Consider the following 26,354-nt stretch of genomic DNA (forward strand, 5'->3'; position numbering starts at 1 on the left):
ATCCGAGGCGACCCCATCGATACGTCTGCCGGCGTATTGAAGTTCGAACAGAAAACGAAACGAAGTCGAACCGCGTTCGACGCGGCGATGCAAAATTTCGGCGTTGGTCACAGAGTTGACTCACGTCAATTGTCTGTAAAAACGCGTGACTAAGCTACGTCCGAGCGCGGGACGCCGACGCAGGCGTGCTGCGCCGAAGTGATCAGGGGTTCTATTCATTTCGCATCGAGCCGCTCGAAGTTGCTCGACGCTCCGATGCGACGGCGCGCATTCGCTTTCTCTCACCCGACGCCTCCGCCGTTTCTGTTTACGCAACTTTTATAGTCCCGCGCTTCGGTTTTTCGGGAAGTTTACCGTGGCTCTCATACGCTGGGTTTAGCGGGTTTCCGCTTGGAGGCGCGACCATGGATCTCCTTTACCTCATCGCCATCGGCGTATTCGGCGGCTTGATCGCCGCGATGATCGCCGGTTGCGACAAACTGCGCCGCACGTCGGGAGGCCGCTCATGAGTGCCTGGATGATGTGGCTCGCGGGCGCCGCGACGGCCGTCTTGTTCGTCTATCTCCTCTATGCGCTTCTGCGCGCGGAGGATCTCGAATGAACCTGAACAATTCGATCCAGACGGGCATTTTTATCGTCTTATTGATCGCGCTGGCGATTCCGCTCGGGCGATACATGGCGAATGTGCTCGACGGCAAGTCGGCGATCGTGCTCCGCGTAGGGCGACCGGTCGAGACCGCGCTGTACAGGCTAGCCGGCGTCGATTCCGCCGCGGAGATGTCGTGGCGGCAATACGCGATGGCCGTCGTCGCGTTCAACGCGCTCGGCGTCGTCGTCGTGTACGGCGTGTTGCGCATCCAGCAATGGCTGCCGGGCAATCCGCAAGCATTCGGCCCGATGACGCCGGACGCCGCGTTCAACACCGCGGTGAGCTTCGTCACGAACACCAACTGGCAGGACTACACGCCGGAGCAGACCGTCAGCTATCTGACGCAGATGGCCGCGCTGACGGTGCAGAATTTCTTTTCGGCGGCCACGGGCATTGCCGTCGTGGTCGCATTGATCCGAGGCTTCGCGCGCCATACGTCGAAGACGATCGGCAACTTCTGGGTCGACTTCACGCGCATCACGCTCTATATCCTCATGCCGGCCGCGCTCGTCGTCGCCGTCGCGCTCGTGAGCCAGGGCGCGATCCAGAACTTCTCGTCGTATGTCGACGTGCCGACGTTGCAGGTCACGCACTACCAGGCGCCCAAGACGGACGCGCAAGGCAATCCGGTCAAGGACGCGAAGGGCAATGCGGTGATGGCGGACTTCAAGGCCGACAAGCAGACGATCGCGATGGGGCCCGTCGCATCGCAGGAAGCGATCAAGATGCTCGGCACGAACGGCGGCGGATTCTTCAATGCAAACTCCGCGCATCCTTACGAGAATCCCACGCCCGTCGCCAATTTCACGCAGATGATCGCGATACTGATCATCCCCGCCGCGTTGTGCGTCGTGTTCGGCCGCATGGTGGGCGACCGCCGGCAGGGCCATGCGATTCTCGCGGCGATGACGATCGCGTTCGCCGTTGCGTGCTGGGGCGAAATATCCGCGGAGCAGGCCGGCAATCCCGTCTTCACGACGCTGAACGTCGATCAGCGCGCGTCGCCCGTTCAGGACGGCGGCAACATGGAAGGCAAGGAAACCCGATTCGGCATCGCGCAGTCGGGCATCTTCACCGTCGCCACGACGGCGGCGTCGTGCGGCGCGGTGAACAACATGCACGATTCGTTGACGCCGCTGGGCGGATTCGTCCCGCTGATGTTGATCCAACTCGGCGAAGTGATCTTCGGCGGGGTGGGTTCCGGACTCTATGGAATGCTCGTCTTCGCGTTGCTGGCGGTGTTCGTCGCCGGGCTGATGATCGGACGAACGCCGGAGTACGTCGGCAAGAAGATCGAATCGTACGAGATGAAGATGGTGTCGATTGCCGTTCTGCTGACGCCGCTCCTCGTGCTCGTCGGCGCGTCGGTCGCCGTGCTGTCGGCGGCCGGCGTGGCGGGCGTCGCGAATCCGGGCCCGCACGGCTTCTCGGAGATTCTCTACGCGTACAGCTCGGCCGCGAACAACAACGGCAGCGCGTTCGCGGGCCTCTCGGTCAACACGCCGTTCTACAACGTGACGCTCGCGATCGCGATGTGGTTCGGCCGCCTCGGCACGATCATTCCGGTGCTCGCGATCGCGGGCTCACTCGCGGACAAGAAGCGCATCGCGGTGACGGCCGGCACGCTGCCGACGCACGGTCCGCTGTTCGTCGTGCTGCTGCTCGGCACGGTGCTGCTCGTCGGCGCGCTGACCTATGTGCCGGCGCTCGCGCTCGGCCCGGTCGTCGAGCATCTGATGATGATCGCCGGTCATTGACGTCGTTCATGGCGAGGTAGACATGATTCAGGATAACCAAGCATCGCAACATCGCCCCGACAACCTCGGGCACGCGCGCCTCGCGGCGCGCTCGATGTTCGATCCGGCCATCGTCCGGCCGGCTTTGATCGATTCGTTGCGCAAGCTCGCGCCGCGCACGCAGTTGCGCAACCCGGTGATGTTCTGCGTGTACGTCGGCAGCATCCTGACGACGGTCCTGTGGATCGCCGCGCTGCGCGGCGACGCCGAGGCGCCCGCGGGCTTCATTCTCGCGGTCGCGCTGTGGCTGTGGTTCACCGTGCTGTTCGCGAACTTCGCCGAGGCGCTCGCCGAAGGGCGCTCGAAGGCGCAGGCGGCATCGTTGCGCGCCGCGCGGCACGACGTGATGGCGAAGAAGCTCGAGGGGCCGCACCCGAAATCGCCGATCCGCATCATGACCGCGAGCGACCTGCGCCGCGGCGACGTCGTGCTCGTCGAGGCGGGCGACGCGATTCCGGCGGACGGCGAGGTGATCGAAGGCGTCGCGTCGGTCGACGAATCGGCGATCACCGGCGAATCGGCGCCCGTGATCCGCGAATCGGGCGGCGATTTCTCGTCGGTGACGGGCGGCACGCGCGTGCTGTCCGACTGGATCGTCGTCCGGGTGACGGCGAACCCGGGCGAGGCGTTCCTCGACCGGATGATCGCGATGGTCGAGGGCGCGAAGCGCAAGAAGACGCCCAACGAGATCGCGCTCACGATCCTGCTCGTCGCGCTGACGATCGTGCTGCTGCTCGCGACGGCGACGCTGCTGCCGTTCTCGATCTTCTCGGTCGCGGCGGCCAAGGCGGGCCATCCCGTCACGATCACCGCGCTCGTCGCGCTGCTCGTGTGCCTGATTCCGACGACGATCGGCGGCCTGCTGTCCGCGATCGGCGTGGCGGGCATGAGCCGGATGATGCAGGCGAACGTGATCGCGACGTCGGGGCGCGCGGTCGAGGCGGCGGGCGACGTCGACGTGCTGTTGCTCGACAAGACGGGCACGATCACGCTCGGCAACCGTCAGGCGTCGGCGTTCTACCCGGTGTCGACCGTGACCGAGGAGGCGTTCGCCGATGCCGCGCAACTGGCGTCGCTCGCCGACGAGACGCCGGAGGGCCGCAGCATCGTCGTGCTCGCGAAGCAGCGCTTCAACATCCGCCAGCGCGACATGGCCGCGCTGCACGCCGTGTTCCTGTCGTTCTCCGCGCAGACCCGAATGAGCGGCGTCGACCTGTCCCCCGCGGGGGCTTCCGCCGGGGCGCCGAGCCGCGAGATACGCAAGGGCGCGGCCGACGCGATCAAGCACTACATGGAAGCGCACAACGGCAGCGTGCCCGCCGAAGTCGACAGCATCGTGAAGGACATCGCGCGGCGCGGCAGCACGCCGCTCGTCGTCGCCGAATTGCGCGACGGCATCTCGCGCGTGCTCGGCACGATCGAATTGAAGGACATCGTGAAGGGCGGCATCAAGGAGCGCTTCGCCGAGCTGCGCAAGATGGGGATCAAGACCATCATGGTGACGGGCGACAACCGGCTCACCGCCGCGGCGATCGCGGCGGAGGCGGGCGTCGACGATTTCCTGTCCGAGGCGACGCCGGAAACGAAGCTCACGACGATTCGCGAGCATCAGGCGCAAGGGCGGCTCGTCGCGATGACGGGCGACGGCACGAACGACGCGCCGGCGCTCGCGCAGGCGGACGTGGCCGTCGCGATGAACACGGGCACGCAAGCGGCGAAGGAAGCGGGCAACATGGTGGATCTCGACTCGAATCCGACGAAGCTGATCGAAGTCGTCGAGATCGGCAAGCAGATGCTGATGACGCGCGGCTCGCTCACGACGTTCTCGATCGCGAACGACGTCGCGAAGTATTTCGCGATCATTCCGGCGGCGTTCGCGACCACGTATCCGCAGTTGGGCGTGCTGGACATCATGCGTCTGACGTCGCCGTCGTCGGCGATCCTGTCCGCGGTGATCTTCAATGCGCTCATCATCGTCGCGCTGATCCCGCTCGCGTTGAAGGGCGTGAAGTATCGCCCGCTCGGCGCGTCGGCGCTGCTGCGCCGCAATCTGCTGATCTACGGGCTCGGCGGCATTCTGTTGCCGTTCCCGTTCATCAAGCTGATCGACGTGATCCTGACCGCGCTCGGTTGGGCATAACGGGGGAGCGACATCATGAAGACGCTGATTCGGCCGGTGCTCGTGCTGTTCGCCGCGCTGACGCTGATCACGGGCGGCCTCTATCCGCTCGTCGTGACCGGGATCGGGCAGGCCGTGTTTCCGTGGCAGGCGAACGGCAGCCTGCTCACGCGCGACGCAAGGGCGATCGGCTCGGCCGTCATCGGTCAGCAGTTCGATGCGCCGCAGTATTTCTGGGGGCGTCTGTCGGCGACCACGCCGAATCCGTACAACGCGCAGGGATCGAACGGCTCGAATCTCGGGCCCACGAACCCGGCGCTCGCCGAAGAAGCGAAAGGGCGGATCGACGCGCTCAAGGCCGCGGGAACGGACGTGTCGAAGCCGATTCCGGTGGATCTCGTCACGTCGTCGGGCAGCGGCCTCGATCCGGAGATCACGCCGGCCGCGGCGGCCTATCAGGCGGAGCGGGTGGCGAAAGCGCGGGGCTTGTCCGTCGATCAGGTCAGCCGCCTGATTGCCGGCGCCACGAGCGGGCGCCAGCTCGGCGTGCTGGGCGAACCGCGCGTCAACGTGTTGAAGCTGAACCTGGCGCTCGACGAAGCGAAGCCGATGCGCTGACCGGCGATCGGTGGCGGGCCGTCGTGAGCGATCCGGCAGGGCGCTCCAGGCCGGGCGTCGCGCGCGGGGCCGGCGAGCGGGCCGTCGCGCGGCGACGGCGAGTGTCGGGCGCGACGGCATCCGGAGATCGGCGGCGCGAACGCGAACCGAACGCGGCGGGCTCGACGCAACGTCGTCTGCCGCGCATGAGCCTGGAGAGGTGGCAACGACATGATATTTTCGCCGGCTGCCGGCCACGCGCGGTCGACTCGAGCGATTCGACAAGGTCGAGCATGAGCGGGCCGACCGCTACCGTCATGCTGATCGACGGCGAAACCTGCATCCGTCACTTCGTACGCGCGGCGCTCACGCACGAGGGCTTCGCCGTCTACGATGCCGGCACGGGCGTACGAGGGCTCGACGAGGTCGCGCGGCGGCATCCGGACCTCCTGATCGTCGACGTCAACTTGCCGGATGTCGACGGCATGGACCTGATCGGGGAGATTCGCCGCGCGTCGCGTGCGCCGCTGATCGTCCTGTCGTCGCGGGATCGGGAATCCGACAAGGTGGCCGCGCTGAATGCCGGAGCGGACGATTATCTGACGAAGCCGTTCGGGGTGCCGGAATTGATCGCACGCATCCACGCGCGTCTGCGGCGGCTGACCGGCAATCCCCGTCATCGCGGAGGCGTCGTGCGCTTCGGCGGCGTCACGATCGATCTCGGCGAGCGGAGCGTGATGCGCGAGGGCGGGGTCGTGCACTTGAGCCGCACGGAATATCGGCTGCTCGCGTTGCTGGCCCGGCACGCCGGACGATTGCTGACGCATGACCAGTTGCTGACGGAGATATGGGGGCCGTCTCACATGCAGGATCAGCATTACCTGCGCGTCTACGTGGGGCATTTGCGCCAGAAGCTGGAGCGCGACCCTGGGCGTCCGGAGCACATCGTGACGGAAGCGGGCGAGGGATATCGGCTGATCGGCGCGCGGTAGCGGCGTTGCGCGCGTGGCGGAGGGTTTTCTGGATCGGCATCGCAAACGGAATGCACGTTCGACACGCGACAGCGCCGCCGTATCGAATGCTCGACGCACGCGCGCTGATGAACGCGCGTCTCGGCAGCATTGCCCGAAAAATACGCAATGGAAATTTCGGATCGCTACGCTTTGCGACGAGATGTCGCGATGCCGGTTTCAATTGCAAAAAACGCGGTCGATTGCGCGCGACGCTCGATTCGTTCAGCAAAAGATTGCCGGCGGCTCGTGGCCCGGCGATGCCGGCTCCAGGTCGAATTCCCCAGGCGGTCCGCGGCTTCGCTCGCGGGACGCCGCGCCTGATGACCCGCCGCGCCGCCTCGGCCGCGATGAGGTTCGCGAGCGTTGGCGATTTCGGCGGCGATTCGAAGCGGCGCCCGTCGTTCGTCGCGGCATCGCGGCGAGAACGTCATGCACGCCCGTCTTGCAACCGGGAAAATCGAGACAAAAATATTGCTCACACAGTGAGACCGGATGAATTATAAAAGTTGAAGCAGATCCGTTTTGCAGCGCCGAAGAGGCGAGGGAATCGATTCCGATTTTCGAATCGGCATGACGCTTACGAGATATTCGGTGTCGATTCGGCAATCATGATGCCGATTATCTAATTCGCTCCAATTGTTGCATTTCGTTGAATTAAAAATAAATCAATGCGCAATCTGGGATTTTCTGCAGAAGACCGATGCGCCACGCGACGGCGGCTTCGCGAACGATTGCGGGCGGCGCTCGCGTCTGCCGCCGTCGCGTCGACCATGGCGGCGGCGCTTCAAATCGCCGAAGCCGCGCCGGCGCCCGCGTCCGCTGCGGACTTCTCCGCGTCCCGGCGTCCGGACGCCGGCGTTGCCGACGGTCGCGCCTCGCAGGCGCAATCGCAAGCGCGATCGCAAGCGCGATCGGAAGCGCACCTGCCGTTCTCGTCGCTCGGCGCATACGACGTGCTCAAGTTCCGAGGCGTCGACGCGACGCGCGTCGTCAACGCCGGCGTGCGGCTCGATCGAGTGGTCAATGCCGCACGGCTGCGCCTCGTTTATGCGTATTCGCCGGCGCTCGTGTTTGCCGTTTCGCATCTGAAAGTGACGGTCAACGGCGAAGCCGTCGCGACCGTGCCGTTCGCGCCGGAGCGCGCGGGCCGCACCGTCACGCAGGACGTTCCGATCGATTCGCGCTTGCTCAGCGATTTCAATCAGATCGGCCTGCATCTCGTTGCGCACTACACGCTCGATCATTGCGAGGACCCGAACCATTCCTCGCTGTGGGCCGACGTCAGCCCGTCGAGCGAATTGATCCTCGACGAGGAGGCGATGCGCCTGCCGAACGATCTCGCGCTGCTGCCCGTGCCGTTCTTCGATCGGCGCGACAACGATCGGCTGACGCTGCCTTTCGTACTGCCCGCGGCGCCCGACGACGCGACGCTGCGCAGCGCGGGCGTGCTCGCGTCGTGGTTCGGCGCGCTCGCGAGTTACCGTCACGCGCGCTTTCCGCTCGCATCGGCGCCGCCTGCCGGCGCGCACGCGGTGGTCGTCGGCATTGCGTCCGCGCTGCCTGCCGGGTTGAGCCTGCCGGCGATCGACGGCCCGATGCTGATCGTCGCCGACAATCCGTCTGCCGCGGACAAGAAGCTGCTCGTCGTCACCGGGCGCACCGCGGCCGAAGTCGACGAAGCGGTTCGTGCGCTCGTGCTCGGCAAGGCGGCGCTGTCCGGGCCGTGGGCGCGGATCGCGCGGGTCGATGCCGGCCCGCCGCGCAAGCCGTACGACGCGCCGCGCTGGCTGCCCGTGACGCGGCCCGTCGCGTTCAGGGAGCTCGCCGAGCAGCCCGACGCGCTCGAAGTGCGCGGCAGCGCACCCGATCCGATCCGGCTGAACCTGCGTCTGCCGGCCGATCTGCATTCGTGGAGCGGGGCGGGCGTGCCGCTGCTGCTGCGCTATCGTTACACGGCGCCGACGGTGCCGAACAACTCGACGCTGTCGGTCGAGATCAACGAGCAGCTCGTCAAGTCGTACCGTCTTCCGCTCGCGTCGGCCGACGACGCGCGCGGACGATTGCAACTGCCGCTGCTGTCCGATCCGGACGCGCGCAGGACGAGTGCCGTCGACATCCCCGCGTTCCGCGTCGGCAGCGCCAACCAGTTGCAGTTGCGCTTCAATCTCGATTCGCAGCAGACCGGCTGGTGTTCGGGCGTCGCGTCGCAGCCGCAGCGCGCGGCGATCGATCCGGATTCGACGATCGATTTCTCGCACTTCGTTCATTACGCGGAGTTGCCGAATCTCGCGTATTTCGCGAACAGCGGGTTTCCGTTCACGCGCTACGCGGACCTTTCGCAAACGGCGGTCGTGATCGCGGATGCGCCGTCGCCCCAGGAAATCGAAGCGTTCCTCGCGATGCTCGGCCACATGGGCGAATGGACGGGCTTTCCGGCGCTGCGCGTCGCGCTCGCGCGCGAGCGCGACGCGGCGGGGCTCGTCGACAAGGATCTGCTCGTCGTCGACGGCGGCTCGTCGTTTCCGCTGCTCGACCGCTGGCGCGCGGCGTTGCCGGTCGTCTTCGGCGCGCGGCCCGCCGACGGCATGGTGCCCGCCGCGTTCGCGGTGACGGAGCGCTGGCGTGTCGGCGACAGGCGGCGGGAAGGCAGCGCGCTGCTCGAGCAGCGCGGCGCGCTCGGCGCGCTGCTCGGCTTCGAGCTGCCCGGCAGCCGCGGGCGCAGCGTCGTCGCGCTGACGGCGACCGACGCGCAGCGCCTGGGCGATCTGCTCGACGTGTTCGACAAGCCCGGGCTCGTCGCGCAGGTGCAGGGCGACCTCGCGCTCGTCCGGGCGGATGCGGTGGACAGCATGCGGGTGAACGACACCTACATCGTCGGCTATGTGTCGTGGTACGAACGGCTCTGGGGCCACGCGGCGAAGCATCCGCTGCTGCTCGGCATCTCGGGCGTGCTCGCCGGCCTGCTGCTCACGCTCGCCGCGTTCGGCGTGCTGCAGCGGATCGCCGAGCGGCGCCGCAGGAGCTGACGGATGGCCCGCGAGCCGATCGACCCGACGCGGCGCACCGGCTTTGCCCGACCGATGCGGCGTGCGGCGACGGCGACGGCGGCGCTCGTCGGCGCGGCGGCGGTGGCGGGTGCCGCCGCCGTTCGCGCGCAAGCCGTCGCCGTGGGCGACGCGAGCGTTTGCGCGGCCGCGTCGGACTGGCCGCGCTGGGCGCGCTTCAAGCGCGATTTCATGTCGATCGACGGCCGCGTGATCGACGTCGGTTCGGCCGACGAGCGGACCGTGTCCGAGGGCCAGGCGTACGGCCTGTTCTTCGCACTCGTCGCGAACGACCGGCCGGCCTTCGACGCGCTCCTTCGCTGGACCGAGAACAATCTCGCGCAAGGCGACCTGAGCGCGCATTTGCCCGCCTGGCTGTGGGGCCGCGCGAGCGACGGTGCGTGGCGCGTGCTCGACGCGAACGCCGCATCCGACGCCGATCTGTGGATCGCGTACGCGCTGCTGGAGGCGGGGCGCTTATGGCGCGAGCGCAGCTACATCGCGCGCGGCGCGGCGCTCGCGAAGCGCGTGCTGGACGACGAGACGGCGACGCTACCGGAGCTCGGCGTCGCGCTTTTGCCGGGGCCGGAGGGCTTTCAGCCGGCGCGCGACCGATGGCGGCTGAACCCGAGCTACTCGCCGCCGCAGGTGATACGCGGCATCGGCGCGCATCTGCCGGACGACGCGCGCTGGCCGCGCCTCGTCTCGAGCGCGCGCCGCGTGCTGCTCGACGCCGCGCCGCGCGGCTTCGCGCCGGACTGGACGGTCTATCGCGCGGGCGCCGGCTTCGGGGCCGATCCGGCCACGCGCGGCGCGGGCGCGTACGACGCGATTCGCGTGTATCTGTGGACGGGCATGCTCGCGGCGGACGATCCGCTCGCGAAGCCGCTGCTCGCGCGTTTCGCGCCGTTCGCGAACTACGTGGCCGCGCACGGCGCGCCGCCGGAGACGGTCGATACCGAGACGGGCGTGCCGGGCTCGAGTGCGGGCAATGCGGGCTTTTCGGCGGCGGCGGTGCCGTTTCTCGACGCGCGCGGCGAGCGCGCGCTCGGCGACGCGCAGGTCGAGCGCATCGCGCGGCTCGACGGCGAAACCGCGCCGGGCTATTACACGGCCGTACTGACGCTGTTCGGGCTCGGCTGGCGCGACGGGCGTTATCGGTTCGCGGCCGACGGCATGCTGAACGTCCGATGGAGCGAGCCGTGCGCGGCGGGCCGCTGATGCGCGCGGCGGCGCTCGCGCCGCGGTTCGCGTGGCTCGCATCGTCGGTCTGGGCGACGGCGGGGATCGCCGCGACGCCGCCGGCCCTGCGCGCGCCGAGCCAGGCCGACGCGCGCGCCGACGCGAGGCGTCTGTTGGAGGCGGCGCGGATGTGGTCCAACAAGCACCGCGACGACCTCGCGCGCGACGCGATCCGCAAGGCGCTGCTGATCGCGCCCGGCGATCCGGCGCTGCTCGCGGAGCAGGCTCGCATTCTGCTTCGCCTCGGCGACGCCGCGGGCGCGCAGGCGGCGCTCGCGCGCCTGCGGTCGGTCGCGCCGGGCGCGGCGGCGACGCGTCAGATCGAGGACGAGTATCGCGTCGCGACGAGCGGCCGCGAGGAAATGGCGCAGATCCGCCTGCTCGCGCGCAGCGGGCGCGGCGACGAAGCGGCGCGAAGGATCGTCGCGCTGTTTCCGCACGGCGCGCCGTCGGGCGCGCTCGGCGCGGAGTATTACCAGATCGTCGCGCGCGCGCCGGACGGCCGCGCGCAGGCGATCGACGCGCTGCGCCGCAGCGTGGCGGCCGATCCGGACGACGTCGCCGCGACGCTTGCGCTCGTGCGGCTGCTGAACGAGCGCGCCGATACGCGCGCGGAGGCGAACCGCATCGTGTCGGCGCTCGCGCGGCGGCCGGACGTCGACCGCGCGGACGTGCTCGCGCTCTGGCGCAGAGTGCTGCAGTCGGCGGGCCGCGATCCCGCCTATCTCGATGCGATGCGCGCCTACCTCGCGCTCGCGCCGGACGATGCCGAGTTCGGCGACGCGGCCGCCGCGATCGAGCGCGAGCGCGACGCGCAGCGCCGCCTCGAGCGCGATCCGGACTACGTCGCGCAGCGGCGCGGCTTGCAGGCGCTCGCGCGCGGCGACGACGACGCGGCGCGGCCGCTGCTCGAGCGGGCGGCGCGCGCGCGGCCGCGCGATCCGGAGGCGATCGGCGGGCTCGGTTTGTTGCGGCTTCGCGAAGGCCGGCACGACGAAGCGCGCGTGCTGTTCGAGCGCGCGGCCGCGCTTGCGCCCGACAATCGCGCGAAATGGGAGAGCCTCGCCGGCACCGCGCGTTTCTGGGGCCTGCTCGCGCAAGGCCGGGCCGCTGCGGCGCAGGGCCGAACGGAAGACGCCGAGCGCGCGGCGCGCGCGGCGCTCGCGATGAAGCCCGGCCAGGCCGACGCCGAACTGATGCTTGCCGACGCGCTGCTCGCCCGGCGCGACTGGCGCGACGCGGAGCCGCTGCTGCGCGAGTTGCTGGCGGCGCGCGCGCCGAGCGTGTCGGCGGTGCGCAGCGAGACGACGCTGCTCGAGCAAACCGGCCGCGCCGATCAGGCCGAATCGCTGCTCGACGCGCTGCAACGCCGTTTTTCCGCAGCGGGCGACCGGCACGCGCTCGCGCGCTTGCGCGCCGACATGATCACGCAGCAGGCGGGCGCGCTCGCGGCGGCGGGCAAGCGCGGCGCGGCGGCCGAGCGCTACGAAGCGGCGCTGCGCGCCGCGCCCGACGCGCCGTGGACACGTTTCGCGCTCGCGCGCTTGTATCGCGACATGAGCCTGCCTCAGCTCGGCCGGACGGTGATGCGCGACGGGCTCGGGATTTCCGATGCATCCGACATGCATTACGCGAGCGCGCTCTATCTCGCGTCGATCGACGACACGGCGGGCGCGCAGGCGGCGCTCGCGCCGGTGCCGCGCGGCGAGCGCACCGACGGAATGAACGCGCTCGCGCGCAAGCTCGACGCAAGAGAGGCGATCGACGCCGCGCGTGCGGCCTACGCGCGCGGCGAGACGCGCGCGGCCGCCGCGGCGCTCGATCGCGCGGCGGCGCTCGCGTCGGACGATCCGGACATGACGGCCGCCGCCGGCGCGCAATGGATCGCCGAAGGCGACGGCGATCGCGGCGTCGCGCTGCTGCGCGACTGGATCGCCGCGCATCCGCAGCGCGCGGACGTCGACGTGCGGTTGCGCTACGGCGATCTGCTCGGCAGCGCGGGGCGCGACGACGAGCTCGCCGCCGCGCTCGCCGCGCTGCGCGACGAGCCGAATCTGACCGTCGGGCAGAAGGCGCGCGTCGACGACCAGGCGCTGCGGCTCGTGCTGCGCAAGACGGACGACGCGCTCGCGCGCGGCGACTATGCGCGGGCGCGTCGGCTGCTCGACGCCGCGAGCCCGGAAGAGAAGGCCGACAGGCGCTATGCGCTCGAGCTGGCCGACCTCGAGCGCGAGCAGGGCCATGACGCGGCCGCGCGGGACGCGCTCGCGCCGATTCTCGCGCGCGCGCCCGACGATGCCGACGCGCGCCTGTCGCTCGCCCGCATCCTCGAGCGGGCCGGCGATCGCGACGGCGCGCTCGCGATCGTGCGCGACGTGCTCGCGCGCGCGCCGGAGGACGACGTCGACGTCCGCCTGTCCGCCGCCCGCCGGTTCACCGCGCTGCGGCGGCCGGACGAAGCGCGGCGGGTGACCGATGCGCTTCGCATCGCCTATCCGGCGCGCGCCGACGTTACCGTCGAAGCGGGCCGCGTCGCGCAGGACGAGGGCCGTTACGGCGAAGCCGAGTCGCTCTATCGCTTGTCGCTCTCGCAGGAGCGCGCGGAAGGCGTCGCGCCGGGCCGCGACGGCGCGACGCCCGCGCAAGACGCATGGGGCGATCTGCGGCAGCGGCGCAATCCGGAAATCGAGGCGGGGTGGCTTCCCGCATACAAATCGGGCGACGCGGGCGTCTCCGAATATCACGCGCAGCAGGGAACCGTCTATCTGCAGATGCCGTATCGCTACGACGGCCACTTCTTCGTTCATCTCGACGCGGTGCATCTCGACGCGGGCACGCTCGACACGCGCGACCCGAACGCGTACGCGCTCGCCACGTTCGCGACGTATTCCGCGTTCGCGTCGCAGAACGTGAATCCGCCCGGCTCGCTGCATCAGTCGGCGACGGGCGTCGGATTCGGTGTCGGCTATCAGTCGGAGGCGTGGCGCGTCGACGTCGGCACGACGCCGCTCGGCTTTCCCGTGCACTACGTCGTCGGCGGCGTGAGATATCGATTCGGCGCCGGGCCCGCGCGCTTCTCGATCGGCGCGTCGCGGCGGCCCGACGACACGGGCAGCGAGCTGTCGTATGCGGGCTTGCGCGATCCGTGGACAGGCGCGGCGTGGGGGGGCGTGCGGCGCGACGGCGTCGACGTGCACGCGAGCGTCGACGTCGGCGCGGCGAACGTTTTCGCGGATGTCGGCGCGGGCGTGCTGACCGGGCGCAACGTCGCCGACAACGCGGAGATCACGTTGCGCACGGGCTTCACCGTGCCCGTCTACCGGCGCGCGGGCATGCGCGTCGACGCGGGCCTCGTCGGCAATGCTTGGCACTACGCGAACAACCTGCGTTTCTATACCTACGGGCAGGGCGGCTACTACAGTCCGCAGCGTTACCTGTCGCTCGGCGTGCCGATCGAGTGGCTCGGCCGGCGCGGCGCGCTCACGTGGGATCTGACCGTCACGGCCGGCGTGACGAACAGCTACGAGAGAAACGCGCCGTATTTCCCGAACGGGCTGCCGAACGTCCCCGGCCTGAAGCCGCCGCAGGCGCTCGGCGGCCTTGTGTTCGGCGGCGGATCGACGCGGGGCGTCGGGTTCTTCTACGGCGTCGACGGCATCGTCCAGTACCGCGTGAATCCGCATCTCGTGATCGGCGCGCGCATCAGCATCGATCATTCGCATGACTATGCGCCGAGCTCGGGGCTGCTGTACCTGCGCTATGCGTTCGACGCGCGCAAGAACGAGAGCCGTCTGTCCCCCGAGCCGGTTCGGCTCTATTCGAGTTACTAGACGTCGGAAGGAGCATTCGCGCGTGAACACCGAATCCGATTCCGCCCGCTACTCGACCCTCGGCGCCCGGCTGCTCGCCGGCGTGCGCGCGTTCGGCCGGACGCGCACGCCGCCGGCCGGCGCGGACTGGGGCCGCCTCGCGATCGACGCGCTGCCCGGCGAATGGACGAAGCTCGAGCCGGGCGGACTATACGCGGTGTACGCGGCGGCGCGCACGCCCGGTTGCGACGCGCTCGTGTGGGAAAGCGCGCGGCAAGCGGGCGCGCGCGACGTCACGGTCGTGCTTGCGTGCGACGCGCGGTCGGCGTCGGCTCGCTTGCGTGAGCGCGGCTTCGCGAACGCGGCGCGCGGCTGGCCGCGCCGCCTGAACGTGCTCGCGATGCCGGTGCGTTCGGGCGGCGAAGCGGGCAAAACGGGTGAAACGGGCGAGGCGGTCAAATCGCCGTTCGCCGCGCTCGCCGGCGGCCTCGCCGCGCTGAAACGATTCGGCTTTCGTGCGAATGCGCTGTATTTCGTCGAGGGCGCCGAGCGTTGGTTCGACTGGAGCGATCCTGCGGCGCTCGCGGAAGAAGGGCGCGCGCTCGCCGCCTGGTGCCTCGCGCGCCGGATCGCCGTCGTGCTGCTGCTCGGCGACGCATCGCCCGACGGCGCGAGCGGACAGGCGCGCGACGCCGCGCCGGACGATCGTCCGATCGTGCGCGATGCCCGCCGCGCGCAGCTCGGCGGCTTCCATCGCGCGTGCGCGGGCGTCGCGCAACTGCAGCGCTCGCACGGGGAATTGCTGTGGGTCGTCGATTTCTGGCGCACGCGCGGCGCGCTCGCGACGGGCGAAGCGCGCGCGCTTCGCTTCACGCCGGCGGGCCGGCTGACGGCGGCGGACGACAGCGCCGCCGACGCGCGCGAAGCGCAGCGCCTCGCCGCGGACGAGGCGCGCGTCGTCGTCTCGCGCGCGGTGGTCGGGAACGAGACGTGGACGCCCGACGAATGGGAAGTCGTCTCCGACAACGACGCGGTGCTCGCGGCCTGCACGGCGGCTCACGCGGCGACCGCCGTGCTCGCGTACGCCGGGCATGCGCAGCTCGAGGCGCTGTGCGCGATCGTTCACGCGCTGCGCCGCGGCTGCGGCGGCGCGCTGAAGATCGTCGTGGTCGAGCGCGGGGAAGTGCTGCGCCATCACTTCGAGCTGCTGATGCTGAGCCTCGGCGCGAACCAGGTGATCGCGCGCGACTTGCCGCATGCGCGCGTGCTGGCCGTGCTGCGCTCGCTGCAAGGCCAGCTCTATGCGCGCCCGGTGCCGTCGGACTATCGCGCCGCGCTCGCGGCGTTGCTCGGCGAAGGGGCGCTCGGCTATCTGCCGGTGGGCGCGTTCTGCCTGCACGTGCGCGCGGTGCTCGAGCGCAGCGCCGCGCTCGCGTTGCCGCATGCGCTCGTCAAGCTGACGCTGCTGCCGGGCGTCGCGCACGCCGATGCGCTGCGCGCGTGCGTGCCGCGCCGCGCCGGCGACGTGCTGACGGCCGACGCGCAGCACGTCTACCTGTTTCTGTTCGCATGCGAGCTGCCCGACGTGCGGCGCGTGCTCGACCGCCTTTTCCAGGTGCCGGTCGAGCGCGTGTCCGATCGCATCGTGCATCTCGCCAACGAGAGCATCAAGCTCGAACTGGATCGCCTGCTGGCGGCGAACCGGCGCGCGCCGATCGCCGACTACAGCGACCTGTTCCCGCGGGCGCACGCGGCGCGTCCGGCGGACGAGCCCATCGCGGAAAAGCCGTCGGCCGACACGGCCGGCCGGCGATCCGACGCAATCGAGGCGTGCGCGTCCGCGCCGGCCGCCGTTTCGCCGCAGCCGGAAGCCGCCGTCCGCCATCTCGGCGATGCGACGCGCTTCGCGATGCCGCTGCGCGATCCGAAGGGGCGGCCATGACTTGGATGCTGATCGGTTTCGTGCTCGGCGTGGCGATCGCGATTCCCGCGTGGATCGCGTCGCGGCGGCTCGGCATCGGGCGCGGCCTGCAGGCGCCCGCGCGGTTTCGCCGGCATGCGGCCTCGACGTTCGACGTCGCGCCCGTCGTGCTGCGCGGCCGCTATGTGCCGGGCGCCGGCGAGGCGGCCGAACGTGAGGACGCGCGATGAAGACGATCGCCGTGATTTCGACGGCGGGCGGCGCGGGCCGTACGACGCTGACGGCCGCGCTCGCCGTGCTGCTCGCGCGCCGCGGCCGCCCGGTCGTCGCGCTCGATTTCGATCCGCAGAATCTGCTCGGCGTGCCGCTCGGGCTCGACGCATTCCCGTCGGCGGGCATCGCGCACGCGCTGTCGGGCGCGGCCGCCGCATGGCACGCGCACACCTGGCGCAGCGCGGACGGCGTGCTGTTCGTGCCGTATGGCGACGTCGATCCCGCGCAGGCGCTCGCGTGCGACCTGCGGCTCTCGGCCGAACCGGAGTGGCTTGCGCGTTCGCTCGTCGACGTCGATTTGCCCGGCAACGGCGTGACCTTGATCGACGCCGCGCGCTATCCGTCGCAGCAGGCGGCGCACGCGCTGCGCTGCGCGGATCTCGCGCTGTGCGTCGTGCCGCCGGAGTCCGCCGCTTGTGCGACGGCCGCCGCACGGCTGCCCGAACTGCGCGCCGAGACCGGCACTGCGCTGCACATCGTCGTCAATCGCCTGAATCCCGCGCGCGACATGCAGCGCGATGCGCTCGCGATGCTGCGCGCGGCGGCGGGGCCGGGCGTCGTGCTCGAGCAGCGCGTGCATTTCGATGCGGCGCTGCCCGAGTCGCTCGCGCGCGGCACGTGGTTCTTCGACGATGCGCCGCATTCGCAGGCGTCGCACGATATGCACGGCGTCGCGGGTTGGGTCGACGCGTGGCTCGATGCGCCGGCCGGGGGCGAGACGTCGGGAGCGCGGCAATGACATCGCGCGTCGCGCTCGGCCGCCGGATCGGCGACGCGGCCGCCCGCATGCGCGACTGGATCGCTCGCGGCCTGGGCGTGCCCGCCGAACGCTCGTCGTTCGATTGGCTCGTGCGCGCGTTCTTCCATCCGCCGGCGCCCGGCCGGCGCGACGCCGCGCGCGACTGGCTCCGGGCGGCGATACTCGCCGTGGCGACGCAGTGGGGGGTGATGCAGCCGCACAGTTCGCGCGAGTGGCTTTGGCGCGTGGTCGTGCGTGCGCCGCGCCCCGCCTCGGCGGTTCGTCGTCGCGCCATTGAGCGGCATTCGGCTCGGTTCGCGCCGGCGCGCCGAGTCGCGCGGCGCGCGAAGCGCCGCGTCGCCGTCATGCTGGGCGCGCTGCCATGGGAGCGATGGAGCGCGCGGATGGAGCGCGGCGCGACGCGCGTTGCGCGTTCGCGCGTGACACTGTCGATCGTCGCCGCGGCGGGCGCCGCGCTGTGGCTCTGGGCCGCGACGTCGCCGCTGCTGCCGGGCGCGCAGTTCGCGTTCTTCGCGGCCGTGCTCGGCCTCGCGCTCGTGATCCGCCGCATGCCCGGCCATGTGCCGACGCTCGTGCTCGCGATGCTCGCGCTGCTTTCGATGATGCGCTACGTCTGGTGGCGCAGCACCGAAACGCTCGACTTCCGCACGCCGGTCGAGGCGCTGGTCGGCTATCTGCTGTACGCGGCCGAGGCGTACACGTGGCTCATCCTCGTGCTCGGCTTCGTGCAGACGATATGGCCGCTCGACCGGTCGGTCGAGCCGCTGCCGGACGATCCGGCCGGCTGGCCGAGCGTCGACGTCTACATTCCGACGTACGACGAGCCGCTCGCCGTCGTGAAGCCGACGATATTCGCCGCGCAGAGCCTCGACTGGCCCGCCGGCAAGCTCAACGTCTATCTGCTCGACGACGGCCGTCGTCCGGAGTTCGAAGCATTCGCGCGCGACGCGGGCGTCGGCTATCTGACGCGCGACGACAACCGCCACGCGAAGGCGGGCAACATCAACAGCGCGCTTGCGCGAACGCACGGCGAATACGTCGCGATCTTCGATTGCGACCACGTGCCGACGCGCTCGTTCCTGCAGACGACGATGGGCGCGTTCCTGCGCGATCCGAACTGCGCGCTCGTGCAGACGCCGCACCATTTCTTCTCGCCGGACCCGTTCGAGCGCAACCTCGGCACGTTCCGCCGCGTGCCGAACGAAGGCAGCCTGTTCTACGGCCTCGTGCAGGCGGGCAACGACCTGTGGAACGCGGCGTTCTTCTGCGGCTCGTGCGCGGTGCTCAAGCGCGGGCCGCTCGAAGAGGTGGGCGGCGTCGCGGTCGAGACCGTCACCGAGGACGCGCACACCGCGCTGAAGCTGCATCGCCGCGGCTATACGAGCGCGTACCTGCCGACCGTGCAGGCGGCGGGCCTCGCGACCGAAAGCCTCGCGGGCCACATCAAGCAGCGCATACGCTGGGCGCGCGGGATGGCGCAGATCTTTCGCATCGACAACCCGTTCGTCGGGCGCGGCCTCGGCCTGTTCCAGCGCATCTGCTACGGCAACGCGATGCTGCATTTCTTCTACGGCATCCCGCGGCTCGTGTTCCTCACGGTGCCGATCGCATACCTGTTCTTCCATCTGTATTTCATCAACGCGTCGGCGCTCGCGCTCGCGAGCTACGTGCTGCCGTATCTCGTGCTCGCCCAGCTCTCGAATTCGCGGATGCAGGGGCGTTTTCGCCATTCGTTCTGGGCGGAAGTGTACGAATCGGTGCTTGCGTGGTACATCGCGCTGCCGACGACGATCGCGTTCCTGAGCCCGAGGCACGGCAGGTTCAACGTGACCGCGAAGGGCGGGCGGATCGACGAAGCCTACGTCGACTGGGCGACGTCGAAGCCGTATCTCGCGCTGCTCGCGCTGAACGCGGGCGCGATTTGCGCGGGAGTCGTGCGGCTCGTCGTCGCCCAGGGCGACGAAGCGTCGACAGTCCTGCTGACGATGAGCTGGACGCTCTACAACCTGATGATGCTCGGCGCGGCGATCGGCGTCGCGTACGAGGCGAAGCAGGTGCGCGTCACGCACCGGATCGCGATGCGGGTGCCGGCGACGCTGCTCTTCGCCGACGGCACGACCATCGCGACCGTCACGCACGATTATTCGAGCGGCGGCCTCGGCCTCGAGGCGCCGGCCGGCCTGATGCTCGAACCCGGCACGCCGCTTCGGATCTGCATCACGCGAGGCGATCAGCCGTTTCACTTTCCCGTGCGCGTCGCGCGCTCGCGCGACGGCTATCTCGGCGTTCAGTTCGAGCAATTGACGCTCGAGCGCGAACGGCAACTCGTCGAATGCACGTTCGGGCGCGCGGATGCGTGGCTCGACTGGCGCGACGACGAACCGTCCGACGCGCCGCTGAGCGGCCTCGTTCAGGTGGCGACGGCGGGCATCGCGGGCTACGCACGGCTCGCGAGACGCACGCTGCGGATGGTGCGCTCGCCGCGAGAGGCGGAGCGTGCGCGCTGACGACGAGACGAATCACACGGAGCCGCGGCTATGACGATCTGGAATCTGTATTTCATCCTGAAGATCGTGCTGTTTGCGACCGGGCACTTGACGCCGCTCTGGCTCGCGAACGTCGGCCTGGCGCTTGCGCTCGCGTTGACCGCGCCGATTCGTCGGCGCGGATTGCAGGCGCTGCGTCACGTGATCGCGCTCGCGCTCGCCGTGCCGCTGATCTACCGCGAGGCCGGCTTGCCGCCAGCCGCCCGCATCGTCGAAGCGTTCGGCGGCCTCAAGTTGTTCAGTCTCGCTTACTGGATGGAACTCGCGTCGCGATACGTGCCGCCCGCACTGCTGTTGGCGACGATCGCCGCGATCGTCGTCTATGGGATCGTGAACCGCTGGGTGCGCGTCGCGACGTTCGTGCTGGCGGCGCTGATCGTGATACCGATGTGGCAGGCGGGCGAGGCGATCGTCGCCGGCGCGCGGGCGGGCGCCGGCTCGTCTGCCGCCGACGCTCGCGACGCCGCGCGTGCGCTCGATCACAACGCGGCGCTTGCCGCGTTTCGCACGCGCGAGTCGCAGCGCGTCGTGACGTTCGGACATCCGCGCATCGATCCGGCCACGCAGTTCGACGTGATCGTGCTGCACGTGTGCTCGCTGTCGTGGGACGATCTCGACGTCGCGAAGCTGCGCAATCATCCGCTGCTCGGACGCTTCGACTATCTGTTCACGAACTTCAGCACGGCGGCGAGCTACAGCGGGCCGGCCGCGATTCGCGTGCTGCGCGCGACGTGCGGACAGGAGGCGCATGCGGACTTGTACAAGCCGGCGTCCTCGTCGTGCTATCTGTTCGCGCAACTGGCCGAAGCCGGCTTCGCGCCGCAGACGCTGCTCAATCACGACGGCCATTTCGACAACTTCCTGCAGGTCGTTCGCGACAACATCGGCGCGCCGAACGCGCCGGTGTTGTCGAACGCGGACGCGCCCGTCGCGATGCACGCGTTCGACGGCTCGCCGGTCAAGGACGACTACGCGACGCTCGCGAGCTGGTACGCGAAGCGCGGCACGACCGCGGGCCCCGTCGCGCTGTACTACAACACGATCAGCCTGCACGACGGCAACCAGCTGCCGGGCAGCCACTTGACGAGCCTCGACTCGTACCCGCTGCGCGCGCGCAAGCTGATGGACGACTTCGATCGCTTCGCGGACCTGATCGCGTCGTCGGGCAGGCGAGCCGCGATCGTGGTCGTGCCCGAGCACGGCGCGGCGTTGCGCGGCGATCGCAACCAGGTCGCGGGGCTGCGCGAAATACCGACGCCGCGCATCATCCACGATCCCGTCGGCGTGCGGCTCGTGGGTTTTCCGGGCAATCACGGCGCGACGACGGTGATCGACGAGCCGACGAGCTTTCTCGCGCTCGCGCAATTGCTGTCGAACGTCGTGAGCGGCGCGCCGTTCAGGCCGGGCGCGACGCTGTCGCGCTACGCGGCGGATCTTCCGCAGACCGAGATGGTCGGCGAGAACGAGGGCACGGTGACGGTGAAGACCGCGGACGGCTACGTGGTGCGAACGCCCGACGGCGTATGGGTGGGGGAGCGATGAGCACGCGAAACGGAAAGCCCGACAACGACCTGACGGGGCTTACGCAGTACGTTGCGGGATTCGACGCGGGGCACTACGTCGACGAGCAGGCTCAACGGATTTATGAGGATGCGCTCGTCAAATGGCCGCTCTTGGCTCGGCTGATGGGGCTCGAGGCCGCGTCACGCGCTGACCGGCGGGCGGTAGGGTAGATGCGTTCGCGCGGCTTTGCCGAGCGGAATTGAAGGTCACGCGGGAGGCTCTCGGGCACCGTCGTTGCAGGTTCCGATCCCGAAGGCACCCGAAAAAGTATCCGGCGGATTTTGAAAATCTGCGACTTTTCTTGGAAGCCAATGACAGCTTGGTTGGCCCGCAAACCCTTGTCCGGCTTGGCTTTGCGGCATTTCTTGAGAGGCGGGGGAGGCGTGTGCTGGCGGAAGCGGTGAGATTCGAACTCACGGACGGTTGCCCGTCGCTGGTTTTCAAGACCAGTGCCTTAAACCACTCGGCCACGCTTCCAAGGCCGTGCATTGTAACCGAAATGGCGCGCGAATCGTCGGCGTCGCCGCGTTCGATTCGCGCGTTTGCGCATCGGCCGCTCGTTCTTCGGCCGAGCGTCGCCTGGGTGCAGATCGAGCGTCAGCCGGTCATTCGTCGCGCAGGAAAAGCGCCTGCAGATCGTTGAGGAAGCGCTGGCCGAGCGGCGTCGGCGCGATGCGCACGTGATCGCGGACGATGAGGCCGCGTCGCTCGGCTTGCGCGAGCGCGGGCTCGATCGCGGCGAGCGACATGCCGGTGCGTTCGGCGAAGCTGTGCACGGGCACGCCTTCGACGAGCCGCAGCGCGTTCAGCATGAACTCGAACGGCAGATCGCGCGGCCCGACTTCGCGTTCCTCCTGCACCGCCGCGCCCGCTTTCGCCTGCTCGATGAATGTCGCCGGATGCTTGTAGCGCGCCTGACGCAGGATTCGGTTCGGAAACGACAGCTTCGTGTGCGCGCCCGCGCCGATGCCGAGATAGTCGCCGAAGCGCCAGTAGTTGAGGTTGTGCTTGCACTGCCGATGCGGCTTCGCGTAAGCGGACACCTCATAGCGCGCGTAGCCCGCCTGCGCGGTGCGCTCGTGCAGCCAGTCCTGCATGTCGGCCGACATGTCGTCGTCCGGCACGGCGGGCGGGAACTTCGCGAAATACGTGTTCGGCTCGAGCGTCAGGTGATAGAGCGACAGATGCGGCGGCGCGAACGACAGCGCGGTTTCGAGATCGGCGCGGCATTCGTCGAGCGTCTGGCTCGGCAACGCGAACATCAGGTCGAGATTGAAATTGTCGAACGTGCGCGCGGCGATCTCGACCGCGGCGCGCGCCTGCGCGGCGTCGTGGATTCGGCCGAGCGCCTTCAGGTGCGCCTCGTCGAAGCTCTGGATGCCGATCGACAGGCGATTCACGCCGCTCGCGCGGAATTGCGCGAACTTCGCCGCCTCGAACGTGCCGGGGTTCGCTTCGAGCGTGATTTCGGCGTCCGCGTCGAGCGGCAGCAGCGCGCGCACGTCGGAAAGCAGCCGGTCGAGGCCCGCCGCCGACAGCAGGCTCGGCGTGCCGCCGCCGATGAACACCGTATGCACCTGGCGTCCCCAGACGAGCGGCAGCGCGTGCTCGAGATCGGCGCGCAGCGCGTCGAGATAGTCGCGCTCGGGCAGCGCGCCGCCGTCCTTCCATTCGTGTGAATTGAAGTCGCAATACGGGCACTTGCGCACGCACCACGGGAAATGCACGTACAGCGCGAGCGGCGGCAGCGACGCGAGCCGGATCTTGCCGGGCGCGGCGAACGTCGCGACGACGCGCGCGCCGTTGGCGGCGGCGTCGCTCATCGAATCTCTCCGAGCCGCGCGACGAGCGCTTTCAGCGCGAGCGCGCGATGACTGACCGCGTTCTTCGCGGCCGGCTCGAGCTCGGCCGCCGTCGCGCCGAGCGCCGGCACGAAGAAGTGCGGATCGTAGCCGAAGCCGTGCGCGCCGCGCGGCGCATCGACGATCTCGCCCGCCCAGCGGCCTTCGGCAACGATCGGCTCCGGATCGTCCGCGTGGCGCACGAGCGCGAGCACGCAGCAGTAGTACGCACGCCGGTCGGCGACGTCGCGCAGTTGCTCGACGAGATACGCGTTGTTCGCCGCGTCGCTCCTCTCGCGGCCGGCGCGCTGCGCGTAGCGCGCCGAGTAGACGCCCGGCGCGCCGAGCAGCGCGGGCACGCACAGGCCGGAATCGTCGGCGACGGCGGGCAGGCCCGTCGCGCGCGACGCATGGCGCGCCTTCGCGAGCGCGTTCTCGACGAACGTCACGTGCGGCTCGTCGGCTTCCGATACGCCGAGCTCACCCTGCGGCACGACAGCGATGCCGGCCGTCGAGAAGAGGGCGGCGAACTCGCGCAGCTTGCCGGGGTTGTTCGACGCGAGGACGATGCGCGAGAGCGCGGCGTCGTTCGATGCGTGCGACATCTCAGGCCTCCAGCGCGGCGCGTTGCAGGCGCACGAGCTCGCCGATGCCGGCTTGCGCGAGGTCGAGGAGCGCGTTCATCTCGGCGCGCGAGAACGGCGCGCCTTCCGCGGTGCCCTGCACCTCGACGAAGCCGCCCGCGCCCGTCATCACCACGTTCATGTCGGTGTCGCACGCGGAATCTTCGTCGTAATCGAGATCGAGCACGGGCTCGCCGCCGAACACGCCGACCGAGATCGCGGCGACGTAGTCGGTGATCGGCGAGCGCGCGATCTTGCCCGCCGCGACGAGCTTCGTCACCGCGTCGTGCGCGGCGACGAACGCGCCCGTGATGCTTGCCGTGCGCGTGCCGCCGTCGGCCTGGATCACGTCGCAGTCGAGGTGCAGCGTGCGCGGGCCGAGTGCGTTCAGATCGAACACCGCGCGCAGCGCGCGGCCGATCAGGCGCTGAATTTCCTGCGTGCGGCCCGTCTGCTTGCCGCGCGCGGCTTCGCGGTCGCTGCGCGTGTGCGTCGCGCGCGGCAGCATGCCGTATTCGGCCGTGAGCCAGCCCTGGCCGCGATCGCGCAGGAATTCGGGCACCCGCTCGGCGACGCTCGCCGTGCAGATCACTTTCGTATCGCCGAACTCGACGAGCACCGAGCCTTCCGCGTGCTTCGTGTAGTGGCGCGTGATGCGCACGTCGCGCAGTTGGTCGGCGCGGCGGCCGCTCGGGCGTGGGGAGGAATTCGTCATCGGGGCAATGTGCAGAGGAGAAAGCTGAATTTTACCGCGCGCACGGCGCGTCGGCCCGGCGGGTCCGGCCCGCAAAAATGGGATAATGGCTGTTTCGCGCCCCGCGCCTCGCAAGCGCCGGGCGTCTCGAATCCTCCTGGCCCGCTGGGCCATCAAACGACGGGACGAACGATGATCTACAGCATGACGGGCTACGCGAGCGCGACGCGCGATCTCACGACGGCCTCCGGCAACGGCGGCACGAGCGTATCGGTCGAACTGCGGACCGTGAATTCGCGGTTCCTCGACCTCAATTTCCGGATGCCGGACGATGTGCGCGCGTGCGAGCCGGCGCTGCGCGAGATGCTGATGAACAAGCTGTCGCGCGGCAAGGTCGACGTGCGCATCAATTTGCAGCGCGGCGACCAGAACGTGAACGCGGGCGCGCTGAACCACGCGGCGCTCAGCCAGCTCGCCGAGCTCGAGCGCGCGGTGCTCGACGCGTTTCCGGGCGTCGGCCGCCTGCGCTCGGGCGAGATCCTGCGCTGGCCCGGCGTGCTTGCCGAGAGCGGCGTGTCCGCCGAGGCGCTGCGCGAGGCGGTGCTCGCATGCGGCAAGGAAGCGATCGGCGAGCTCGTCGTCGTGCGCTCGCGCGAGGGCGCGCAGCTCGCGGCGATGCTGCTCGCGAACGTCGCGGAGATGGAGGCGATCGTCGCGCGCATCGCGCCGCTCGTGCCGGAGCTGATCGCGAAGCACCAGCAGAAGATCATCGAGCGGCTGCAGGAGGCGCTCGGCATCGCGGCGCCGGTAGGCAGCGCGCCCATCGCTTCGCGCGAGGAGGCGGCCGAGCGCATTCGTCAGGAAGTGACGATGTACGGCATCCGCATCGACATCGCCGAGGAGCTGTCGCGCCTCACCGCGCATCTGAACGAGACGCGCCACGTGATCGAGAAGGGCGGCCGCGTCGGCAAGCGTCTCGATTTCATGATGCAGGAGCTGAACCGCGAGGCGAACACGCTTGGCTCGAAGGCGGCGGCGAAGGAGCTCGCCGATGCGTCGATGGCGCTCAAGCTGCTGATCGAGCAGATGCGCGAGCAAGTGCAAAACCTGGAGTAACGCAACATGACCGATTCGAACCGCGACGGCGCGGCAGCGCATTCACTGCACGTCGGCGTCTATCCCGGCAATCTCTTCATGGTCGTCGCGCCGTCGGGCGCGGGCAAGTCGACACTCGTCAACGCGCTCTTGTCGAAGGATTCGGAGATTTGCCTGTCGATTTCGTACACGACGCGCAAGGCGCGCCCCGGCGAGCAGGACGGCCAGCATTACCACTTCACGACGGTCGAGGATTTCCGCGAGCGTCACGCGCGCCACGAGTTTCTCGAGAGCGCCGAAGTGCACGGCAACTACTACGGCACGTCCCGCGTCTGGATTGAAGAGCAGATGAAGAACGGCCACGACGTGCTGCTCGAAATCGACTGGCAGGGCGCGCAGCAGGTGAAGAAACAGTTCCGCAACGCGGTCGGCATCTTCATTCTGCCGCCGTCGCTCGCCGCGCTCGAGGAGCGCCTGAAAAAGCGCGGGCAGGACGAGCCGAACGTGATCACGCGGCGCCTGCTCGCGGCGGGCAGTGAGATCGCGCACGCCGCGGAAGCGGAGTACGTCGTCATCAACGAAACCTTCGAGCACGCGCTTGCCGAGCTCGAGTGCATCGTCGCCGCGACGCGCCTGCGCTTCACGTCGCAATATGCGCGGCACACCGAACTTTTCGTCGAGCTCGGCATTCATCTGCCGCACGCGGAGTGACGGCGGCGAACGAGGCACATAAGGTAGAATAAGGAACATATTCAGAAGGAACGACCCA

At 69.5% G+C, this 26,354-nt stretch carries 20 protein-coding genes and 1 tRNA gene; 17 read left to right on the forward strand and 4 right to left on the reverse strand.

The window, feature by feature from the left end; translation table 11 throughout:
* The first annotated feature begins 404 nt into the window (after positions 1 to 404).
* The 15 genes from WT60_RS34920 to bcsG all read left to right on the forward strand — a co-directional run bounded on the left by WT60_RS34920 (position 405) and on the right by bcsG (position 21,311).
* Positions 405 to 509, forward strand: coding sequence for a potassium ABC transporter ATPase (locus WT60_RS34920; protein ID WP_197419483.1), 105 nt, complete (start codon positions 405 to 407; stop codon positions 507 to 509).
* The gene (gene kdpF, locus WT60_RS05910) at positions 506 to 601 is read left to right on the forward strand and encodes a K(+)-transporting ATPase subunit F (protein WP_038745678.1); all 96 of its coding nucleotides are present in this window, start codon (positions 506 to 508) and stop codon (positions 599 to 601) included. The genes WT60_RS34920 and kdpF overlap by 4 nt, the downstream gene beginning before the upstream one ends.
* Entirely contained in the window at positions 598 to 2,406 is a 1,809-nt protein-coding gene (gene kdpA, locus WT60_RS05915; RefSeq protein WP_059584455.1) for a potassium-transporting ATPase subunit KdpA, read from the forward strand. Before kdpF ends, kdpA begins: the two co-directional genes overlap by 4 nt.
* A 94-nt stretch (positions 2,407 to 2,500) precedes the next feature.
* Entirely contained in the window at positions 2,501 to 4,585 is a 2,085-nt protein-coding gene (gene kdpB / locus WT60_RS05920; protein WP_060820960.1) for a potassium-transporting ATPase subunit KdpB, read from the forward strand.
* A 15-nt stretch (positions 4,586 to 4,600) separates the two neighbouring features.
* Positions 4,601 to 5,182, forward strand: coding sequence for a potassium-transporting ATPase subunit KdpC (kdpC, locus tag WT60_RS05925; RefSeq protein WP_060356849.1), 582 nt, complete (start codon positions 4,601 to 4,603; stop codon positions 5,180 to 5,182).
* A 272-nt stretch (positions 5,183 to 5,454) separates the two neighbouring features.
* Positions 5,455 to 6,153 carry a response regulator gene (locus WT60_RS05930; RefSeq protein WP_060356850.1) on the forward strand — a complete coding sequence of 233 codons (699 nt, stop codon included), beginning with the start codon at positions 5,455 to 5,457 and terminating at the stop codon, positions 6,151 to 6,153.
* A gap of 86 nt (positions 6,154 to 6,239) precedes the next feature.
* Positions 6,240 to 6,677: a hypothetical protein gene (locus WT60_RS33445; protein WP_145986740.1), complete on the forward strand. Its 438-nt coding sequence runs from the start codon at positions 6,240 to 6,242 to the stop codon at positions 6,675 to 6,677.
* Between the two features lie 267 nt (positions 6,678 to 6,944).
* Positions 6,945 to 9,200: a cellulose biosynthesis cyclic di-GMP-binding regulatory protein BcsB gene (bcsB, locus tag WT60_RS05935; protein WP_060356892.1), complete on the forward strand. Its 2,256-nt coding sequence runs from the start codon at positions 6,945 to 6,947 to the stop codon at positions 9,198 to 9,200.
* Positions 9,201 to 9,203: 3 nt separating this feature from the next.
* Positions 9,204 to 10,439 (forward strand): cellulose synthase complex periplasmic endoglucanase BcsZ, encoded by a 1,236-nt coding sequence (gene bcsZ / locus WT60_RS05940; protein WP_081989848.1) that lies wholly within the window; start codon positions 9,204 to 9,206, stop codon positions 10,437 to 10,439.
* Positions 10,409 to 14,290, forward strand: a complete 3,882-nt coding sequence (locus tag WT60_RS05945; protein WP_082759531.1) for a cellulose synthase subunit BcsC-related outer membrane protein — start codon at positions 10,409 to 10,411, stop codon at positions 14,288 to 14,290. The genes bcsZ and WT60_RS05945 overlap by 31 nt, the downstream gene beginning before the upstream one ends.
* Positions 14,220 to 16,211, forward strand: coding sequence for a cellulose biosynthesis protein BcsE (bcsE, locus tag WT60_RS05950; protein ID WP_082717734.1), 1,992 nt, complete (start codon positions 14,220 to 14,222; stop codon positions 16,209 to 16,211). The genes WT60_RS05945 and bcsE overlap by 71 nt, the downstream gene beginning before the upstream one ends.
* The gene (locus WT60_RS05955; protein ID WP_038750974.1) at positions 16,208 to 16,420 is read left to right on the forward strand and encodes a hypothetical protein; all 213 of its coding nucleotides are present in this window, start codon (positions 16,208 to 16,210) and stop codon (positions 16,418 to 16,420) included. The genes bcsE and WT60_RS05955 overlap by 4 nt, the downstream gene beginning before the upstream one ends.
* Positions 16,417 to 17,202 (forward strand): cellulose biosynthesis protein BcsQ, encoded by a 786-nt coding sequence (gene bcsQ, locus WT60_RS05960; protein ID WP_060356851.1) that lies wholly within the window; start codon positions 16,417 to 16,419, stop codon positions 17,200 to 17,202. The genes WT60_RS05955 and bcsQ overlap by 4 nt, the downstream gene beginning before the upstream one ends.
* On the forward strand, positions 17,199 to 19,730 hold the full coding sequence (gene bcsA / locus WT60_RS05965) for a UDP-forming cellulose synthase catalytic subunit (protein WP_060356852.1): 2,532 nt from the start codon (positions 17,199 to 17,201) through the stop codon (positions 19,728 to 19,730). Before bcsQ ends, bcsA begins: the two co-directional genes overlap by 4 nt.
* A gap of 30 nt (positions 19,731 to 19,760) precedes the next feature.
* Entirely contained in the window at positions 19,761 to 21,311 is a 1,551-nt protein-coding gene (bcsG, locus tag WT60_RS05970; protein WP_060356853.1) for a cellulose biosynthesis protein BcsG, read from the forward strand.
* 410 nt (positions 21,312 to 21,721) lie between these two features.
* On the opposite strand, the gene WT60_RS05980 is transcribed toward bcsG, so the two are convergent.
* The 4 genes from WT60_RS05980 to rph all read right to left on the reverse strand — a co-directional run bounded on the left by WT60_RS05980 (position 21,722) and on the right by rph (position 24,511).
* Positions 21,722 to 21,809 (reverse strand) — tRNA-Ser (locus WT60_RS05980).
* A 128-nt stretch (positions 21,810 to 21,937) separates the two neighbouring features.
* Positions 21,938 to 23,155: a radical SAM family heme chaperone HemW gene (hemW, locus tag WT60_RS05985; RefSeq protein ID WP_038750963.1), complete on the reverse strand. Its 1,218-nt coding sequence runs from the start codon at positions 23,153 to 23,155 to the stop codon at positions 21,938 to 21,940.
* The gene (gene rdgB, locus WT60_RS05990) at positions 23,152 to 23,778 is read right to left on the reverse strand and encodes an RdgB/HAM1 family non-canonical purine NTP pyrophosphatase (protein WP_038750962.1); all 627 of its coding nucleotides are present in this window, start codon (positions 23,776 to 23,778) and stop codon (positions 23,152 to 23,154) included. Before rdgB ends, hemW begins: the two co-directional genes overlap by 4 nt.
* A gap of 1 nt (position 23,779) precedes the next feature.
* Positions 23,780 to 24,511, reverse strand: coding sequence for a ribonuclease PH (gene rph / locus WT60_RS05995; RefSeq protein ID WP_038750960.1), 732 nt, complete (start codon positions 24,509 to 24,511; stop codon positions 23,780 to 23,782).
* A 171-nt stretch (positions 24,512 to 24,682) separates the two neighbouring features.
* Here rph and WT60_RS06000 point away from each other — a divergent pair, with 171 nt between their 5' ends.
* Both WT60_RS06000 and gmk read left to right on the forward strand, forming a co-directional pair.
* Entirely contained in the window at positions 24,683 to 25,606 is a 924-nt protein-coding gene (locus tag WT60_RS06000; protein ID WP_060356854.1) for a YicC/YloC family endoribonuclease, read from the forward strand.
* A gap of 6 nt (positions 25,607 to 25,612) precedes the next feature.
* The gene (gene gmk / locus WT60_RS06005) at positions 25,613 to 26,296 is read left to right on the forward strand and encodes a guanylate kinase (protein WP_038750958.1); all 684 of its coding nucleotides are present in this window, start codon (positions 25,613 to 25,615) and stop codon (positions 26,294 to 26,296) included.
* Positions 26,297 to 26,354 lie beyond the last annotated feature (58 nt).

It is taken from the genome of Burkholderia sp. MSMB617WGS, from assembly GCF_001532025.2.
GTDB classification, from domain to species: domain Bacteria; phylum Pseudomonadota; class Gammaproteobacteria; order Burkholderiales; family Burkholderiaceae; genus Burkholderia; species Burkholderia savannae.

Excerpts from the sequence above, each read along its gene's own strand:
- WT60_RS34920 (WP_197419483.1), top strand. The coding sequence starts at position 405 with ATGGATCTCCTTTACCTCATCGCCATCGGCGTATTCGGCGGCTTGATC.
- kdpF (WP_038745678.1), top strand. The coding sequence starts at position 506 with ATGAGTGCCTGGATGATGTGGCTCGCGGGCGCCGCGACGGCCGTCTTG.
- kdpA (WP_059584455.1), top strand. The coding sequence starts at position 598 with ATGAACCTGAACAATTCGATCCAGACGGGCATTTTTATCGTCTTATTG.
- kdpB (WP_060820960.1), top strand. The coding sequence starts at position 2,501 with ATGTTCGATCCGGCCATCGTCCGGCCGGCTTTGATCGATTCGTTGCGC.
- kdpC (WP_060356849.1), top strand. The coding sequence starts at position 4,601 with ATGAAGACGCTGATTCGGCCGGTGCTCGTGCTGTTCGCCGCGCTGACG.
- WT60_RS05930 (WP_060356850.1), top strand. The coding sequence starts at position 5,455 with ATGAGCGGGCCGACCGCTACCGTCATGCTGATCGACGGCGAAACCTGC.
- WT60_RS33445 (WP_145986740.1), top strand. The coding sequence starts at position 6,240 with ATGCTCGACGCACGCGCGCTGATGAACGCGCGTCTCGGCAGCATTGCC.
- bcsB (WP_060356892.1), top strand. The coding sequence starts at position 6,945 with ATGGCGGCGGCGCTTCAAATCGCCGAAGCCGCGCCGGCGCCCGCGTCC.
- bcsZ (WP_081989848.1), top strand. The coding sequence starts at position 9,204 with ATGGCCCGCGAGCCGATCGACCCGACGCGGCGCACCGGCTTTGCCCGA.
- WT60_RS05945 (WP_082759531.1), top strand. The coding sequence starts at position 10,409 with ATGGAGCGAGCCGTGCGCGGCGGGCCGCTGATGCGCGCGGCGGCGCTC.
- bcsE (WP_082717734.1), top strand. The coding sequence starts at position 14,220 with ATGCGTTCGACGCGCGCAAGAACGAGAGCCGTCTGTCCCCCGAGCCGG.
- WT60_RS05955 (WP_038750974.1), top strand. The coding sequence starts at position 16,208 with ATGACTTGGATGCTGATCGGTTTCGTGCTCGGCGTGGCGATCGCGATT.
- bcsQ (WP_060356851.1), top strand. The coding sequence starts at position 16,417 with ATGAAGACGATCGCCGTGATTTCGACGGCGGGCGGCGCGGGCCGTACG.
- bcsA (WP_060356852.1), top strand. The coding sequence starts at position 17,199 with ATGACATCGCGCGTCGCGCTCGGCCGCCGGATCGGCGACGCGGCCGCC.
- bcsG (WP_060356853.1), top strand. The coding sequence starts at position 19,761 with ATGACGATCTGGAATCTGTATTTCATCCTGAAGATCGTGCTGTTTGCG.
- hemW (WP_038750963.1), bottom strand. The coding sequence starts at position 23,155 with ATGAGCGACGCCGCCGCCAACGGCGCGCGCGTCGTCGCGACGTTCGCC.
- rdgB (WP_038750962.1), bottom strand. The coding sequence starts at position 23,778 with ATGTCGCACGCATCGAACGACGCCGCGCTCTCGCGCATCGTCCTCGCG.
- rph (WP_038750960.1), bottom strand. The coding sequence starts at position 24,511 with ATGACGAATTCCTCCCCACGCCCGAGCGGCCGCCGCGCCGACCAACTG.
- WT60_RS06000 (WP_060356854.1), top strand. The coding sequence starts at position 24,683 with ATGATCTACAGCATGACGGGCTACGCGAGCGCGACGCGCGATCTCACG.
- gmk (WP_038750958.1), top strand. The coding sequence starts at position 25,613 with ATGACCGATTCGAACCGCGACGGCGCGGCAGCGCATTCACTGCACGTC.